General features: G+C 73.3%; 15 protein-coding genes. 11 read left to right on the top strand and 4 right to left on the bottom strand.

Going from position 1 to position 15,831, the window contains the following annotated elements:
- Positions 1–31: 31 nt before the first annotated feature.
- The 4 genes from AB0I60_RS12320 to AB0I60_RS12305 all read left to right on the top strand — a co-directional run bounded on the left by AB0I60_RS12320 (position 32) and on the right by AB0I60_RS12305 (position 5,044).
- A complete protein-coding gene (locus AB0I60_RS12320) occupies positions 32–1,315 on the top strand; it encodes a DUF1343 domain-containing protein (RefSeq protein ID WP_360728363.1) in 1,284 nt (427 codons plus the stop codon).
- Positions 1,316–1,338: 23 nt separating this feature from the next.
- Positions 1,339–3,093 (top strand): serine hydrolase domain-containing protein, encoded by a 1,755-nt coding sequence (locus AB0I60_RS12315; protein ID WP_360728361.1) that lies wholly within the window; start codon positions 1,339–1,341, stop codon positions 3,091–3,093.
- Positions 3,094–3,200: 107 nt separating this feature from the next.
- On the top strand, positions 3,201–4,115 hold the full coding sequence (locus tag AB0I60_RS12310) for a MurR/RpiR family transcriptional regulator (RefSeq protein ID WP_360728358.1): 915 nt from the start codon (positions 3,201–3,203) through the stop codon (positions 4,113–4,115).
- On the top strand, positions 4,112–5,044 hold the full coding sequence (locus AB0I60_RS12305) for an N-acetylmuramic acid 6-phosphate etherase (protein ID WP_360728355.1): 933 nt from the start codon (positions 4,112–4,114) through the stop codon (positions 5,042–5,044). Before AB0I60_RS12310 ends, AB0I60_RS12305 begins: the two co-directional genes overlap by 4 nt.
- Here the strand turns inward: AB0I60_RS12305 and AB0I60_RS12300 are convergent.
- Positions 5,013–5,462 (bottom strand): Lrp/AsnC family transcriptional regulator, encoded by a 450-nt coding sequence (locus AB0I60_RS12300; RefSeq protein ID WP_360728353.1) that lies wholly within the window; start codon positions 5,460–5,462, stop codon positions 5,013–5,015. The genes AB0I60_RS12305 and AB0I60_RS12300 overlap by 32 nt on opposite strands.
- A 106-nt stretch (positions 5,463–5,568) precedes the next feature.
- Between AB0I60_RS12300 and AB0I60_RS12295 the strand changes: the two genes are divergently transcribed.
- On the top strand, positions 5,569–6,384 hold the full coding sequence (locus AB0I60_RS12295; protein ID WP_360728352.1) for a tryptophan 2,3-dioxygenase family protein: 816 nt from the start codon (positions 5,569–5,571) through the stop codon (positions 6,382–6,384).
- Positions 6,381–7,505 carry a kynureninase gene (kynU, locus tag AB0I60_RS12290; RefSeq protein ID WP_360728350.1) on the top strand — a complete coding sequence of 375 codons (1,125 nt, stop codon included), beginning with the start codon at positions 6,381–6,383 and terminating at the stop codon, positions 7,503–7,505. The genes AB0I60_RS12295 and kynU overlap by 4 nt, the downstream gene beginning before the upstream one ends.
- 12 nt (positions 7,506–7,517) lie before the next feature.
- Here the strand turns inward: kynU and AB0I60_RS12285 are convergent, their stop codons facing one another.
- Positions 7,518–8,243, bottom strand: coding sequence for an oxidoreductase (locus tag AB0I60_RS12285; RefSeq protein WP_360728348.1), 726 nt, complete (start codon positions 8,241–8,243; stop codon positions 7,518–7,520).
- Positions 8,244–8,334: 91 nt separating this feature from the next.
- Here AB0I60_RS12285 and AB0I60_RS12280 point away from each other — a divergent pair, with 91 nt between their 5' ends.
- The 5 genes from AB0I60_RS12280 (at position 8,335) to AB0I60_RS12260 (ending at position 13,879) form a co-directional block, all read left to right on the top strand.
- The gene (locus AB0I60_RS12280) at positions 8,335–8,904 is read left to right on the top strand and encodes a GNAT family protein (RefSeq protein WP_360728347.1); all 570 of its coding nucleotides are present in this window, start codon (positions 8,335–8,337) and stop codon (positions 8,902–8,904) included.
- A 202-nt stretch (positions 8,905–9,106) separates the two neighbouring features.
- Positions 9,107–11,092, top strand: coding sequence for an acetate--CoA ligase (gene acs, locus AB0I60_RS12275; RefSeq protein ID WP_360728345.1), 1,986 nt, complete (start codon positions 9,107–9,109; stop codon positions 11,090–11,092).
- A 123-nt stretch (positions 11,093–11,215) separates the two neighbouring features.
- The gene (gene nhaA, locus AB0I60_RS12270) at positions 11,216–12,412 is read left to right on the top strand and encodes a Na+/H+ antiporter NhaA (RefSeq protein ID WP_360728343.1); all 1,197 of its coding nucleotides are present in this window, start codon (positions 11,216–11,218) and stop codon (positions 12,410–12,412) included.
- A gap of 40 nt (positions 12,413–12,452) precedes the next feature.
- Entirely contained in the window at positions 12,453–12,932 is a 480-nt protein-coding gene (locus AB0I60_RS12265) for a phage holin family protein (RefSeq protein ID WP_360728340.1), read from the top strand.
- A gap of 8 nt (positions 12,933–12,940) precedes the next feature.
- Positions 12,941–13,879: an alpha/beta hydrolase gene (locus AB0I60_RS12260; RefSeq protein ID WP_360728337.1), complete on the top strand. Its 939-nt coding sequence runs from the start codon at positions 12,941–12,943 to the stop codon at positions 13,877–13,879.
- On the opposite strand, the gene AB0I60_RS12255 is transcribed toward AB0I60_RS12260, so the two are convergent.
- Both AB0I60_RS12255 and AB0I60_RS12250 read right to left on the bottom strand, forming a co-directional pair.
- A complete protein-coding gene (locus tag AB0I60_RS12255) occupies positions 13,842–14,594 on the bottom strand; it encodes a methyltransferase domain-containing protein (protein WP_360728335.1) in 753 nt (250 codons plus the stop codon). The two genes, AB0I60_RS12260 and AB0I60_RS12255, sit on opposite strands and share 38 nt — an antisense overlap.
- A 37-nt stretch (positions 14,595–14,631) precedes the next feature.
- Positions 14,632–15,819 (bottom strand): MarP family serine protease, encoded by a 1,188-nt coding sequence (locus AB0I60_RS12250; RefSeq protein ID WP_360728332.1) that lies wholly within the window; start codon positions 15,817–15,819, stop codon positions 14,632–14,634.
- Positions 15,820–15,831 lie beyond the last annotated feature (12 nt).

Genomic DNA, 15,831 nt, shown 5'->3' with positions numbered 1-15,831 from the left:
CCCGGCGGCCACCGCCGGGCGGAGCGGTGTCGTGAGGCCCGGCGTCTCGCGGCGGCGGCTGCTGACCGGCGCGGCGGTCGGGGCGACGGTCGGCCTGGCGGGTGGCGCAACGGGCACGACGAGCGCGGCGGGCGCTGCGGGCGGCGCGGCGCGAGAGGGGGCGCGGCGGGACGTCGCCACGGGCGCGGAGATCGCGGCGGCGGACGGGTGGCGGCTGCTGGCCGGGCGCGCGGTCGGCGTGCTCACCAACCAGACCGGGGTGCTGCGCGACCAGACCCACGTGGTCGACTCGATGGTGGCCGCCGGGCACGCGCCGAAGGCCGCCTTCGGGCCGGAGCACGGCTTTCGCGGCACCGCGCAGGCGGGCGGCTCGGAAGGCGACTACCGCGACCCGCGCACCGGCATCCCGGTGTACGACGCGCACGGGGCCGATGCCGCGAAGCTCGCCGCCATGTTTGCCAAGGCGGGCGTCGACACGGTGGTGTTCGACATCGCCGACGTCGGCGCGCGGTTCTACACCTACATCTGGACGATGTACGCGGCGATGCGGGCCGCCGCCGCGACCGGTGCCGAGTTCGTCGTGCTGGACCGGCCGAACCCGGTCGGCGGCACCGCGCGCGGGCCGCAGCTCGACCCGGCGCACGCGAGCGCGGTCGGGCGCGAGCCGATCGCGCAGCAGCACGGGATGACGGTCGGCGAGCTGGCGGGGCTGTTCAACGGCGAGTTCCTGCCGCGCCACGGCGGGCAGGCCGCGTTGCGCCGGGTGTGGGCGCGGGGCTGGCGGCGCGACGACCTCGACCCGGGCCTGCCGTGGGTGCCGCCGAGCCCGAACGTGCCCACCCGGGACACCGCACTGGTCTACCCCGGCACGTGCCTGTTCGAGGGGACGGTGCTCTCCGAGGGGCGGGGCACCACCCGACCGTTCGAAACGGTGGGCGCACCGGGGATCGACTGGCGGTGGGCGGAGGACCTGAACGCGGCGGGGCTGCCGGGCGTGCGGTTCCGCGAGGCGCACTTCACGCCGACCTTCGACAAGTTCGCGGGCCGGCCCTGCGGTGGGGTGGCGCTGCACGTCACGCGGCCCGGCGGGTTCGACGCGATCCGGACCGCCGTGGCGATGCTGGTGACCGCGCGCTCCCGCTACCCGGACCTGGTCGCGTGGCGGCCCGACCTGTGGGTCGACAAGCTCACCGGCTCGGACCGGCTGCGCCGCATGGTGGACGCGGGAGCGGGCACCGACGAGGTGGTCGGCGCGTGGCGCGACGAACTGGCCGCGTTCACCCGCCTCCGCCACGACTACCTGCACCACCGGTGAACGGCCGACCGGAGGGACGACACGTGCGGACCCTGCTGATCACCGCCCTGCTGGCGGTCCTCGCCACGACCACCCCGGCGCACGCCGGCGGGACGACCGCGCACGCGGGCACTGCCGGGGCCGTCCGCAGCACCGGGCGGGCCGGAGCCGGCGCGGTCGGCGAAGATGGGGCGGACGTGGTTGCGGCGGGTGGGCGGCGGGGGCGGTTCGACGTGGTTCGTCGGGGGTGGGCGGACCACGTGCTGCGGACCGGCACGCCGGCACGGGCGGGCCTCGACCCCGCGCCGATCGCCGGTGCCCTGGACCGGGTGCGCCGCTTCACCGGGCCGGACGCGTCCGGGCACCCGCTGTTCGCCGGGGCCGTCACGCTGCTCGTCCACGACGGGGTGGTCGCCGCGCACGGGCCCGCCGGCTGGGCGGTCCGCTACGCCGACGCCGCCGGCACCGAGCTGCCGGAGGGCCGGCGGGTGCCGATGGCCCCCGACACGATCTTCGACGTCGCCTCGATCTCCAAGCTGTTCACCTCCCTGGTCGTCATGCGCCGCCAAGAGCTGGGCGAGCTGGACCTCGACGCCCCGGTCGCCCGCCACCTGCCGGAGTTCGGCGTCAACGGCAAGTCCGCCATCACCACCCGCCACCTGCTCACCCACACCTCGGGCCTGGAGCCGTGGCTGCCGCTGTGGTCGGACCACCCGGACGTCCCGTCCCGCCTCAAGGCCGTCATGGACGTGGCCCCGAAGAACCCGCCGGGATCGACCTACACCTACTCCGACCTGAACCTGATCACGCTGGGCGTGCTCGTGCACCGCCTGACCGGCAAGCCGCTCGACGTGCTGGTCCGCGAGGAGCTCACCGAACCGCTGGGCCTGCGGGACACCGGCTACACCCCGCCGGCGGCGAAGCTCGACCGGGTGGCGGCGACCGAGTTCCAGGCGCACCGGGGCCTGGTCCGGGGCCAGGTGCACGACGAGAACGCGTGGTCGCTGGGCGGGGTGGCGGGGCACGCCGGGGTGTTCTCGACGGCCGCCGACCTGGCCGTGCTGGGCCAGGCGATCCTCAACGGCGGGGTGTACCGGGGTCGCCGCGTGCTGCGGGAACGGACCGTCGAGCTGGTGCTCACCGACTTCAACCAGCAATTCCCCGGCAACGCGCACGGCCTCGGCTTCGAGCTGGACCAGCGCTGGTACATGGGGGCGCTGACCTCGCCGGCGACCGCCGGGCACACCGGTTTCACCGGCACCTCGCTGGTCCTCGACCCGCTGTCGGGCTCGATCGCGGTGCTGCTCACCAACCGGGTGCACCCGAGCCGGGACTGGGGCTCGGTCAACCCCGCGCGCCGGGCGGTGGCGGACGGCCTGGCGCGGGCGCTCGCGGTGCGGCCGGAGCGCGGCGGGACCGCGTGGACGGCGACGGCCCACCTCGGCACGCTCACCACGGGGCCGCTGCCGGCCCGGGACGGGCGGCTGGAGCTGGAGTTCGACGCGTTCATCGACCTGGACCCGCACGACCGGGTGGTGGTGCAGGCCAGTGACGACGGGACGTCCTGGCGCGACCTGAAGACGTTGGCCGGCTACGGCACGCGCCGCTGGGAGCGCGTGCGGCTGGTCACCGGGCCGGCTTCCGCATTCCGCTGGCTCTACGTGCGAGGCGACGGGTACGGCGGGCGCGGCGCGTACGTGGACGGTGTGCGGGTGACGGACCGGCACGGCGTGCTGCTCGACGCAGAGCGCGATCCGGGGGCGGTGACCGCTGTCGGGTGGCGTTCGACCGACCGGTAGTGGCCCCCTGCCCGAACAGCCCACGCCACCGGGTGGGATTCGGCACCGGGGGTGGGAACAGCTCACTGCGCGTTGATTTTCCGTTGGGCGGTTAGTAAGTTTCCCACGTGTCCACCGAGAGCACCGACGCCAGCCCCCTCGTCAAGATCCGCTCCCTGCTGCCCGGCCTGGCCCGCGCGGAGCAGCGGGTGGCCAAGGTGGTGCTGGACAACCCGGCGACCGTCGCGCACCGCAGCATCACCGAGGTCGCCGAGGCGGCGGGCACCAGCGAGACGACGGTGACCCGGTTCTGCAAGGCGATCGGCGTCGGCGGGTACCCGGAGCTGCGCATCGCGCTGGCCGCCGACACCGCCCGCACGGCCGCGCGCACGGACCGGGACCTGGGTGGCGACATCGGACCCGGCGACGACCTGCGCCAGGTGGTGGGCAAGGTCGCGTTCGCGGACGCCCGCGCGGTCGAGGAGACCGCCGAGCAGCTCAACGTCGAGACCCTCCAGCAGGTCGTGGAACTGGTCGCCGGCGCGCGCCGGGTGGACGTCTACGGGTTCGGCGCGAGCGCGTTCGTGGCGTTCGACCTCCAGCAGAAGCTGCACCGCATCGGGCGGACGTGCTTCGCCTGGAACGACACCCACATCGCGCTCACCTCGGCCGCCGTGCTGACCGGGCAGGACGTGGCGGTCGGCATCTCGCACACCGGCTCCACCGCCGAGACCGTCGAGGCCCTGCGGGTGGCCCGCGAGCACGGCGCGACCACGGTGGCGCTGACGAACTTCCCGCGCTCGCCGATCAGCGAGGTGGCCGACCACGTGCTGACCACCGCCGCCCGCGAGACGACGTTCCGCTCCGGCGCGATGGCCAGCCGGATCGCGCAGCTCACGGTGATCGACTGCCTGTTCATCGGCGTCGCCCAGCAGCACGTGGACAGCGCCAAGACCGCGCTGGAGGCGACCTACGACGCGGTGTCGGGCCACCGCCTGGGTGCCCGCCCGGACGGCAGGCGTCGCCGGGAGACCGGTAAATGACGCCGCCCCGGGACGGTGTCGCGATCCGGGTGGAGTCGCCCACGGAGGCCCGCAACCCCCGGACCGGGGACATCGACCGGCTGTCCACGCTGGACGTGCTGCGGTTGATCAACTCCGAGGACCACCGGGTGCCCGACGCGGTCGAGGCCGTGCTGCCGGAACTCGCGCGGGCGGCCGACCTGGCGGTGGGCGCGCTGCGCGCCGGCCACCGGGTGCACTACGTCGGCGCGGGCACGTCCGGCCGGCTGGCCACGCTGGACGCCGCCGAGCTGGTGCCGACCTTCAACGCCCCGCCGGACTGGTTCGTCGCGCACCACGCGGGCGGGGCGGAAGCCCTGGTCAAAGCGGTGGAGGACGTCGAGGACGCGGCGGCGGGCGGTGCCGCGCAGATCCGCAGGCACGCGGCGGCGGGCGACCTCGTGCTGGGCCTCACGGCGTCCGGTCGCACGCCGTTCGTGGTGGCGGCGCTGGCCGAGGCGCGCGCGCTGGGCGCGCACACGGTCCTGGTCTCCAACAACCCGATCGCGCCACCGGTCGACGTCGACGTGCTGATCGCGGTCGACACCGGCCCGGAGGTGATCGCCGGCTCCACCCGGATGAAGGCGGGCACCGCGCAGAAGCTGGTGCTCACCTCGTTCTCCACGGCGGTGATGGTCCGCCTGGGCCGCACGTACTCGAACCTGATGGTGTCGATGCGCGCGACGAACGCGAAGCTGCGCGGGCGCACCGTCCGGATCCTGCGCGAGGCGACCGGCCTGTCCGAGGACGAGTGCGCGTCGGCGCTGGTGGACGCGGGCGGCGAGCTGAAGGTGGCGCTGGTGCGGCTGCTGGCCGACGTGCCGACCGCGCGGGCCGCCGAGGCGCTGCACGAGTCCGGCGGGCACGTCCGGCAGGCGCTCAGCCTGCTGTCACCGGACGCCACGGGATAGGCGTCGACAGCACCATCGCCGAGGACGTCTCGCCGTACCCGCCCAGCCGCACGAGCAGGCGTTCCAGTTCGAGGATCGAGCTGGTGACGACCTTGACGACCGAGCAGATGTCGCCGGTCAGCCGCACCACCTCGACCACCTCGGGGCAGTCGTCGAGCAGTTCCGGGTGCACGGTGATGCACCGGGGGCCGTAGCACTTCATCCGCACCAGGGCGACCACGGACCGCCCCACCGCCGTGGGGTCGACCGTCGCCCGGTAGCCGGTGATCACCCCGGCGTTCTCCAGCCTGCGCACGCGCTGCGCCACGGTCGGCGGCGACACGTGCACGCGGCGTGCCAGCTCGTTGTAGGACAGCCGCGCGTCCTCCTGCAACGCCTCCAGCAGGGCCCAGTCGACCCGGTCCAGCTCCACGCTCATGAACCGAAAGCTATCCCCTGAATCCACTTTCATCCATGAGATCTTCGGCGTGGAACGGCCCACGACGGCCATTCAGATCAGCGAAAACGGCCGCCATGATGAAGACATGGAATGCCCGGTCGCACCCAAACTGGACTTCGGCGGCACGACGCCCTACGAGGACTACGTGCACGCTTCCGTGCTGCACTCGTTGCAGCAGCAGTGGTCCCAGGACCCGCGCGAGATGTCGTTCCTGGTGATCACCCAGATCATGGAGCTGTACTTCGGCCTGCTGTGCTTCGAGTGGCGACAGGCGCAGCAGGAGCTGCGCGCCGACGACCTGCGCGCCGCCGTCCGCACGCTCAAGCGCAGCGACCTGCACATGCAGGGCCTGAACGCGGCGTGGCGGCCGATCGCCCGGATGACCCCGACCGAGTTCAACTCGTTCCGGGATGCGCTGGGCGAGGGGTCCGGCTTCCAGTCCGGCCGCTACCGCGAGGTGGAGTTCCTGCTCGGCGAGAAGTCCCGTTCGATGCTGGTGCCGCACCGCGCCGTGCCCGCCCAGCACGACGCCCTGGAAGCCCTGCTCAACGAACCGAGCCTCTACGACGACGTGCTGGCCGCGCTGCACCGCCACGGCCTGCCGATCCCGGAGGACGTGCTCAAGAGGGACCTCGCCGAGCCTTACGAGCCGAACGCGGACGTCGAGCGCGTGTGGGCGGACATCTACCGCGACGGTTCACGTGACCTGCTCGAACTCGGCGAGGCGCTGACCGACCTCGCCGAGGAGTTCGCCCGCTGGCGCTACGACCACCTGCTGGCGACGCGGCGTTCGATGGGCGCGAAGGTCGGCACGGGCGGGTCGGCGGGCGTGGCGTGGCTGGAGAAGCGCACCCGCCGGTCGATCTTCCCTGAGCTGTGGACCGCCCGGAGCTACGTGTGAACCACGACCCGTTGGCGCACGTCCGCGCTCTGTTCGACCTGGACGACGCGGTCGTCTACCTGGACGGCAACTCGCTGGGCGCACCGCCGCGCAACGTCGCGGCGCGGGTGCAGGACGTCATCGCGCACCAGTGGGGCCGGCGGCTGATCCGCAGCTGGTCCGAGGGCTGGTGGCGCGCACCGGAGCGGGTCGGCGACCGGATCGGCCGGCTGGTCGGCGCGGCACCGGGCCAGGTCGTGGTGGCCGACTCGACCAGCGTGAACCTGTTCAAGGCGCTGATGGCGGCGGTCCGGGGCACGGACCGGTCGGAGATCGTGGTGGACGCGGGCACGTTCCCGACGGACGGCTACATCGCGCGGTCCGTCGCCGACCTGACCGGCCTGGTGCTGCGGCCCGTCGACCCCGCGCACCTGGTCGTGGACGAGCGGACCGCCGTCGTGCTGCTCAACCACGTCGACTACCGGACCGGCCGCCTGCTGGACATGGCCGAGCTGACCGGGCGGGTGCACGCGGCGGGCGCGAAGGTCGTCTGGGACCTGTGCCACAGCGTCGGCGTGCTGCCGATCGAGCTGGACCGGCTGGGGGTCGACCTCGCGGTCGGCTGCACCTACAAGTTCCTCAACGGCGGTCCGGGCTCGCCCGCCTTCATCTACGTCCCGACGGGCGCGCAGGCGGGCTTCCACCAGCCGCTGACGGGCTGGACCGGGCACCGCGCGCCGTTCGCCATGACTCCCGACTACACGCCCGACCCGGGTGTCTCGCGGGCCCGCGCCGGCACGCCGGACATCGTGTCGATGCTGGCCCTGGACGCCGCGCTGGACGTCTGGGACCAGGTCGACCTGCGGGACGTCCGGGCGAAGGGCCTGGCCCTGACCGCGCACTTCCGCGAGCTGGTCGAGGGGCTGCCGGGGGTCGAGGTGATCACCCCGGCCGACGAGTGGCGCGGCCACCAGGTCTCGCTGCGGCACGCCGACGCGGAGTCGGTGATGCGGCGGCTGATCGAGCGGGACGTGATCGGCGACCACCGCCCGCCGGACGTGCTGAGGTTCGGCTTCGCGCCGCTCTACAACTCGTTCGAGGACGCCGAACGCGCTGCGGCGGTCCTGAAGGAACTGCTCTAGCGGTCGGGACCGCTAAGCGGAGGCGGCGTCCGCGATGCTGCGGGCTTCGCGGGCGCCGGCCTCCAGCGCCTCGCACCAGAACAGCACCCACTTCGCCACGCCGTCCGGTTCGCCGGTGGAGAAGCCGTGCAGCGCGGCGGCGTAGTCGTCCTGCCGGCGCAGGCAGGCCACCTCGGGCACGCCCAGCGACTTGGGGTCCAGGCCGGTCGCGATGGACGCCAGCCGGGAGGCGGCGCGGGCCACCACGCCGTTGGCCGTGGCGAACGGCGCGAGCGCCATCAGCTCGCCGTGCACGACGGCCACGACCAGCGGCCCCGGCGCGGACGTCCCGCCGGTCACCAGCCCGGCCAGCAGGTCCAGCCGCTCGGAGATGCCGGGTGCGCTGCGCGGCCGGCCGCGTTCCACGCCCAGGTCCGCGCCCGCGAGCACGTGCAGCCGGGCCAGCGCCTGGAGCGGCGCGCGCTGCCAGGTCGGCAGGACGACGCCCAGCGCCTCGGCCACCCGCAGCGACCCGGCCAGCACGGGGTCGGCGACCGTGCCGTCCTCGGGGATCGCGGTGGGCCCGCCGTCGAGGGCCGCCGAGGCGCGCGCGGCGCGCACCGACGCCTCGGCCGCCGTGGTGGCCCAGCCGCGCAGGTTGACCCGGTGCCGGTGCACCTGGAACACGGCGTCGCGGGCGGACTGGACGGCGTCGGCCACACCGGGCAGGTCCAGCAGCGGGGCAAGCGGATCGGTCACGCCGGAGCACACTACCCGCCGGTAAGTGGCCTCTCGGACCTTCCCGGCAATGGCCGTGACAAGGGGCCACTGAGGAGCCTAGGGTCGGGCCATGACCTGGTACGACCGCCCCACCCTCGTCGGTGACCACGTGCGCCTGGAACCGCTGACCGTCGACCACGCCGAAGGTCTGCTCGAAGCCGGCAAGGACCCCGCGATCTGGACGTGGCTGAGCGTGCGGCAGCCGCAGACCCCCACCGAGGCCGCGACCATGGTCGAGACGATCCTCGCCGACCCGGTCCGCCGGGCCTGGGCGCAGGTCGACCCGGCGACCGGCGAGGTCGCCGGCACCACGTCGTACTACGAGATCGACCCCGTCCACCGGGGCCTGTACATCGGCTACACGTGGATCGGCGCGCGCTGGCAGCGCACCGCGCTCAACCGCAACGCGAAGCTGCTGCTGCTCACCCGGGCGTTCGAGGACCTGGGCGCGCACCGCGTCGGCTGGCACACCGACGGCCTCAACGAGCGGTCACAGCGCGCGATCGAACGCCTCGGCGCGACCCGCGAGGGCGTGCTGCGGGCGCACCGCGTCCGACCGGACGGGACGCTGCGCGACACGGTCGTGTACTCGGTGACCGCGCCGGAGTGGCCGGCGGTGAAGGCCCGTTTGGCGGCGTGAGCCTGCTCACGAATGGCGCTGCGGGCCGCCGGCACCGTGCCAGTCAGCGGGATCACCATGGTCAGGCGGGCCGCGCCGGGTTACACAGTTACCCACGTGTTTCGACCATGCTTGAAATTGGTCTGAACCTTTTGGGTGCGCAGTGAGCCGGATCGCACTACCGTCAGTGCGCACCCCCACGGATTCAGGAGGTCCTCGCACCATGACCCAGCCGCAAGCCCAGGGACCGGCCCTGGACAACCTGCTCACCGAGAACCGGACGTTCCCGCCGAGCGCGGAGTTCGCCGCCCAGGCCAACGCCACGCCGGCGCTCTACGACGAGGCAGCGGCCGACCGCGACGCGTTCTGGGCGCAGCAGGCCGAGCGGCTGGCGTGGGACACCCGGTGGACGCAGGTCCTCGACTGGTCGGACGCCCCGTTCGCCAAGTGGTTCGTCGGCGGCAAGCTCAACGTCGCCTACAACTGCGTGGACCGGCACGTCGAGTCCGGCCACGGCGACCAGGTCGCCATCCACTGGGAGGGCGAGCCCGGCGACAGCCGCGCCATCACCTACGCCGACCTCCAGCGCGAGGTCTCCAAGACGGCGAACGCGCTCGTCGAGCTGGGTGTCGGCGCCGAGGACCGGGTCGCCATCTACATGCCGATGGTGCCCGAGGCGATCTTCTCCATGCTCGCCTGCGCCCGGCTCGGCGCGCTGCACAGCGTCGTGTTCGGCGGCTTCTCCGCCGAGGCGCTGCGCACCCGCATCGAGGACTCGCAGGCCAAGCTGGTCATCACCACCGACGGCCAGTACCGGCGCGGCAACCCGGCGGCACTCAAGCCGGCCGTGGACGAGGCGGTGGCGAACGCGGACAGCGTCGAGCACGTGCTCGTGGTCAAGCGCACGGACTCCGCCGTCGAGTGGACCGAGGGCCGCGACCTGTGGTGGCACGACCTGGTGGACCGCCAGTCCGAGCAGCACACCCCGGAGGCGTTCGACTCCGAGCACCCGCTGTTCATCCTCTACACCTCCGGCACGACGGGTAACCCGAAGGGCATCCTGCACACGTCCGGCGGTTACCTGACCCAGGCGTCTTACACGCACCACAACGTGTTCGACCTCAAGCCCGACACCGACGTGTACTGGTGCACCGCCGACATCGGCTGGGTCACCGGCCACAGCTACATCGTCTACGGCCCGCTGTCCAACCGCGTCACGCAGGTCGTCTACGAGGGCACGCCGAACACCCCGCACGAAGGCCGGCACTGGGAGATCGTGCAGAAGTACGGCGTCTCGATCTACTACACCGCCCCCACGCTCATCCGCACCTTCATGAAGTGGGGCCCGGACATCCCGGCCAAGTACGACCTGTCCTCGCTGCGCGTGCTGGGCAGCGTCGGCGAGCCGATCAACCCCGAGGCGTGGATCTGGTACCGGGAGAACGTCGGCGGCGGCCGGACGCCCATCGTGGACACCTGGTGGCAGACCGAGACCGGCGCGATCATGATCTCGCCGCTGCCCGGCGCGACCTCCACCAAGCCCGGTTCGGCCCAGCGCCCGCTGCCCGGCATCGGCGCGAAGGTGGTCGACGACACCGGCGCGGAGGTCCCGCGCGGCGGTGGCGGCTACCTGGTGCTCGACCAGCCGTGGCCGTCGATGCTGCGCGGCATCTGGGGCGACGAGGCCCGCTACCGCGACACCTACTGGTCCCGCTTCGGCGAGCAGGGCTTCTACTTCGCGGGCGACGGCGCGAAGTACGACGACGACGGCGACATCTGGCTGCTGGGCCGGGTGGACGACGTGATGAACGTGTCCGGCCACCGGATCTCCACCACCGAGGTGGAGTCCGCGCTGGTCTCGCACCCGACCGTGGCGGAGGCGGCGGTCGTCGGCGCGGCCGACCCGACCACCGGCCAGGGCATCGTCGCGTTCGTCATCCTGCGCGGCGGGGTGGCCGAGGGCTCGGACGGCGCGGCGGCGATCAAGGCGCTGCGCGACCACGTGGCCAAGGAGATCGGCCCGATCGCCAAGCCCCGGCAGATCCTGGTCGTGCCGGAGCTGCCGAAGACCCGCTCCGGCAAGATCATGCGCAGGCTGCTGCGCGACGTGGCGGAGAACCGCCAGGTCGGCGACGTCACCACGCTCGCCGACTCGTCCGTGATGGACCTCATCTCCAGCGGCCTGAAGTCGGGTTCGGCGGAGGACTGAGCACCACCCGGGGGGTGCCCGCCGCTGCGGCGGGCACCCTTCCGCGTTAACATTGCCCGCAGGTGAGCCGGGAAGTCTGGTCGGCACGAGGATCATCCGTAGCCGACCCACCTGGAGCCACCGTTGAGCCGCAAGCAGAACGCCGTCGCGGACTTCGCCCGCTACCTGCGCACCGAGACCGTCGGCGGCATGGTCCTGCTGGGAGCCACGGCGATCGCGCTGCTGCTGGCCAACTCCCCGGTGAGCGGCGCTTACCAGGCGGTGCGGGACTTCCACATCGGACCGTCCTCGCTGGGGCTGAGCCTGAGCGTCGGGGACTGGGCGAAGGACGGCCTGCTCGCGGTCTTCTTCTTCGTCGCCGGGCTGGAGCTCAAGCGCGAACTGGTGATCGGCGAGCTGAACAGCGTGAAGGCGGCGATCCTGCCCGTCGTCGCGGCGGTCGGCGGGATGGTCGTGCCGGCGGCGATCGCGCTCGGGGTCGGGTGGGGCGAGCCCGGCATCGAACGGGCGTGGGCGATCCCGGTGGCGACGGACATCGCGTTCGCGCTGGGCGTGCTGGCCATCACCGCGTCCGGGCTGCCGAACAGCCTGCGGGTGTTCCTGCTGAGCCTGGCCGTGGTGGACGACCTGGGCGCGATCCTGCTCATCGCGGTGCTGTTCACGGCGAAGTTCGACCTGCTCGCGGCGATCGCCGCCGTGGCGCTGATGGCGCTGTACGCCTACCTCCAGCACAGGCGGGTCACCACGCCGTGGCTGTACGTCCCGATCGCGGTCGGCACGTGGGTCGCCGTGCACGCGGCGGGCGTCCACGCCACCATCGCGGGCGTCGCGCTGGCGCTGCTGACCCGCGTGCGCAAGGACCCCTACGAGCAGCACGCGCCCGCACTGCGCCTGGAGCACCGCCTCCAGCCGTGGTCGGCCGGGGTCGCGGTCCCGGTGTTCGCCCTGTTCGCGGCCGGTGTGCCGGTGAGCGGCGACGCCCTCGGCGCGCTGTTCCGGGACAAGATCGCGCTCGGCATCATCCTCGGGCTCGTGGTGGGCAAGGTGGTCGGCATCGTCGGCGCGTCCGCGCTCGCCGTGCTGTTCCGGGCGGCGGTGTGGCCGAGGGGCGCGGGACCGCGCGACATCGTCGCGGTCGCCATGCTCGGCGGGGTCGGCTTCACGGTCAGCCTGCTCATCTCCGACCTCGCGCTGGACGGCCCGGCCGCCGAGCAGGCCAAAGCCGCCGTGCTGCTGGCGTCGCTGGCGGCGTCGCTGCTCGCGGCCGTGCTGCTGGTGCGGCGCAGCCGGGTGCACCGACGCGCCGACGATGACGCCTGATCCGCCGGTCGAGGGGCCCCGCGATCTCGTCCGTGGCACGATGAGCGGCGTGACCAGCGCTCGGGAGAACACCAACGGCAGCGCACTGCCCCCAGTCCCGTCGATCCCGTTGACCGCGGAGAGCGCGGCCGGGATCGCGCAGGAGACGTCCATCGGCGGCTTGGTCCGCGATGCCACCTCGCACCTGTCCACCCTGGTCAGGGCCGAGGTCGAGCTCGCCAAGTCGGAGATCACCGGCGAGGTGAAGAAGGGGCTCAAGGGCAGCGTCTACTTCATCGTCGCGCTGACGATCCTGCTGTTCAGCTCGTTCTTCTTCTTCTTCTTCGCCGCCGAGCTGCTGGCGGAGTGGCTGCCGCGCTGGGCGTCGTTCCTGATCGTGTTCGGCGTGATGCTGCTGGGCGTGGGCGCGTTCGCGTTCCTCGGCTACCGCAAGCTGAAGAAGCTGCGCGCGCCCACCCGGACCATCGAGTCGGCCAAGGACACCGTCGCGGCGCTCACCCACCGCGGCGACGAGTCCTGAGCAGCGCCGTGCGGTTGCCGCCGGACCCGTCGACGGTCCGGGTCCCCGGGCCCTGGGCGCACCGGGACGTGTCCGCGAACGGCATCCGGCTGCACGTCGCCGAACTGGGTGACGGCCCGCTCGTGCTGATGCTGCACGGGTTCCCGGAGTTCTGGTGGTCGTGGCGGCACCAGCTCCCGGCGCTGGCCGAGGCCGGCTACCGGGCGGTGGCGGTCGACCTGCGCGGCTACGGCGACTCGGACAAGCCACCGCGCGGCTACGACGGCTTCACGCTCGCCGGCGACGTCGCGGGCCTGGTCAAGGCGCTCGGCGCGGCCAAGGCGCACCTCGTCGGCCACGCGTGGGGCGGCCTGCTCGCGTGGACGGTCGCCGCCATGCACCCCCGGCTGGTCCACTCGGTCACCGCGATCGCCGCACCGCACCCGCTGGCGCTGCGCCGCGCGATCCGCCGCCACCCGCGCCGGCAGGGCCGGGCGAGCGCGCACGTCTTCCGCTACCAGGTCCCGCTGCACCCCGAGCGCAAGCTGACCCGGGACGGCGGCGCGGAGGTCGCCCGGCTGCTCTCCGCGTGGGCGGGTCCCAAGTGGACGGTGTCGCCGGAGTACGACGAGGTGGTCCGGCGCAACAGCGAGGCCCTGCGGGTGCCCGGCGCGGCGCACTGCGCGCTGGAGTACTACCGGTGGGCGGTGCGCTCGCAACTGCGGGGCGACGGCCGCCGGTTCGCCGAGGCCGTGGACCGCAGGCTGTCCATGCCCGTGCTCCAGGTGCACGGCGCGGACGACCCGGTGATGCTGGCGACCACCGCCGCCGACTCGGGCCAGTGGGTGGGCCCGAACTCCCGCTTCCAGAGCCTGCCCGAGGTGGGGCACTTCCCGCACCAGGAAGCGCCCAACACCACGAGCAGGCTGATCACCGAGTTCCTGCGCGGGGCCGCAGCACCGCGCTGAACAGCACGAACGTCGCCAGGAACGGCCTGGTGCCGAGGTCGTGCAGCCACCGCTCGGCCTCCGCCCGCGCGAGCCCGCCCCCGCGCACGGCCCGCTGCGCGGTGCGCCGCAGCCCCAGGATCTCGTCGGCGTCCCGGAAGTCCCGGATCACCGGCGCGGTCACCCGCAGGTCCACCTCGAAGCCGGCCTGGCCGGCCAGCCGCGCCACCCGGCGGCCCACCGTCGCGCCCGGCACCACGTGGTCGCACAGGAACTCCCGCACGGCCCGGTTCACCCGCACGTCGCCCGGGTCGACCGTGATCGTGTCCCAGTCCGGCTGCGCCACCACGGCGATCCCGTCCGGCCGCAGCACCCGGTGCAGCTCGACCAGCACCGCCTCCGGCGACGCCACCTGGTGCAGCACCCGGTCCAGCCGGGCCCGGTCGACCGTCGAGTCGGCCAGCGGCAGCGCGGCGGCGTCGCCCAGGTGCACGTCGACCGCCGGGTACTCCCCGGTGCGCTCGCGCGCCGCCGCCACCATCCCCGGGTCGGCGTCGACGCCGATCACCCACTCCGCGCCGGTCGCGGCGAGGTCGACCAGGTCCGTGCCCGGACCGCAGCCGACGTCCAGCACGGTGTGCCGCCGCCACACGTCCAGCTCGCCCAGCAGCCGCTGCTTGTAGGCCCGCGCGGTGTCGTGCCGCGCCACCGCGTCCAAGTACCCGATCGCGTCCACCCCGCCAGCCAAGCAGCGGGTTGTGGAGATCCGGTGATCAGGAGGCGCAGGTTTGCGTGGAAGCGCGCCGGACCTGCGCGGGCGCTTCGGCGACCTCCTTGGCCACCTCCTGCGCGGTGAGCACGAACCCGGTCTCCTGGTCGTCCACGGCCGCGCCGAACACCACGCCCATCACCCGCCCCTGCGTGTCGACCAGCGGGCCGCCGGAGTTGCCGCTGCGGACCTTCGCGCGGACCGTGTACACGTCCCGCGTGACGGTCGCCGCGTCGTAGATGTCCGGGCCGCGCAGCATCGGGATGCGCTCGCGGACCCGCGCCTCGGACGCCGTGTACGGCCCGTCCAGCGGGTAGCCCAGGACGATCCCGTCCTCGCCCTGCTCGATCTCGTCGGTGCGGAACACCAGCGGCTCGGCCTCCAGGTCCGGCACGGCCAGGATCGCCACGTCGGTCTGCGGGTCGTAGTGCACGACGGTCGCGTCGAACTGGCCGCGCCCGACCTCCACGGTGACCTCGCTGGTGCCGGCCACGACGTGCGCGTTGGTCATCACCCGCTCCGGCGAGATGACGAAGCCGGTGCCCTCCAACGCCCGCGAGCACGACGGCGCGCGCCCGCGCACTTTGAGCACGCTGGGCCGCAGCTTCTGCACGACCGGGTTGGCCAAGAGCGCCGGGTCGGGCGGGCCGACCTCCTTGAGCGGCGTCCGGTTGAACGGGTCCATCGCCGCCGGGAAGCCCGACACGTCGAACAGGTTCTGCAGGTCCTCGGACAGCGTCCGCGCGGCCTGCGGCATGGTGCCGTCCACCGTGGAGAGGATCACCGACTGGTTGAGCGCCTTGGCCAGCGACGGCAGGCCGGCGACCATGGTCAGCGGCAGCGCGATCATCCACGCCACGACGAACACCACCGCGCCCTGCACGATCGCGCCCAGCGCGTTGTCCGCGCCGCGCAGCGGGGTGGAGTTGACCTTGGGCTTGATGGTCCGGCCGACGTACACGCCCAGCGTCTCGCCCAGCGCGACCAGCAGCACCACGATCCCGACCGCGAAGACGACCTTGGTGACGACGTTCTCGAACTGGGCGACCACCAGCGGCGCGAGCTGCGTGCCGAGGACCAGGCCGATCAGCACCCCGACGAACGCGGGCAGCGCGACGACCATGCCCTGCCGGGCGCCCGAGACCGCGGCGAAGGCGGCCAGCGCCAGGACAAGCAGGTCAACCCAGTTCACGCAGCCCAACCT

The organism is Actinosynnema sp. NPDC050436 (genome assembly GCF_040655415.1).
Classification (GTDB): domain Bacteria; phylum Actinomycetota; class Actinomycetes; order Mycobacteriales; family Pseudonocardiaceae; genus Actinosynnema.
Note: the sequence above shows the minus strand (reverse complement) of the source record. Positions and strands in the feature narration are given on the sequence as shown.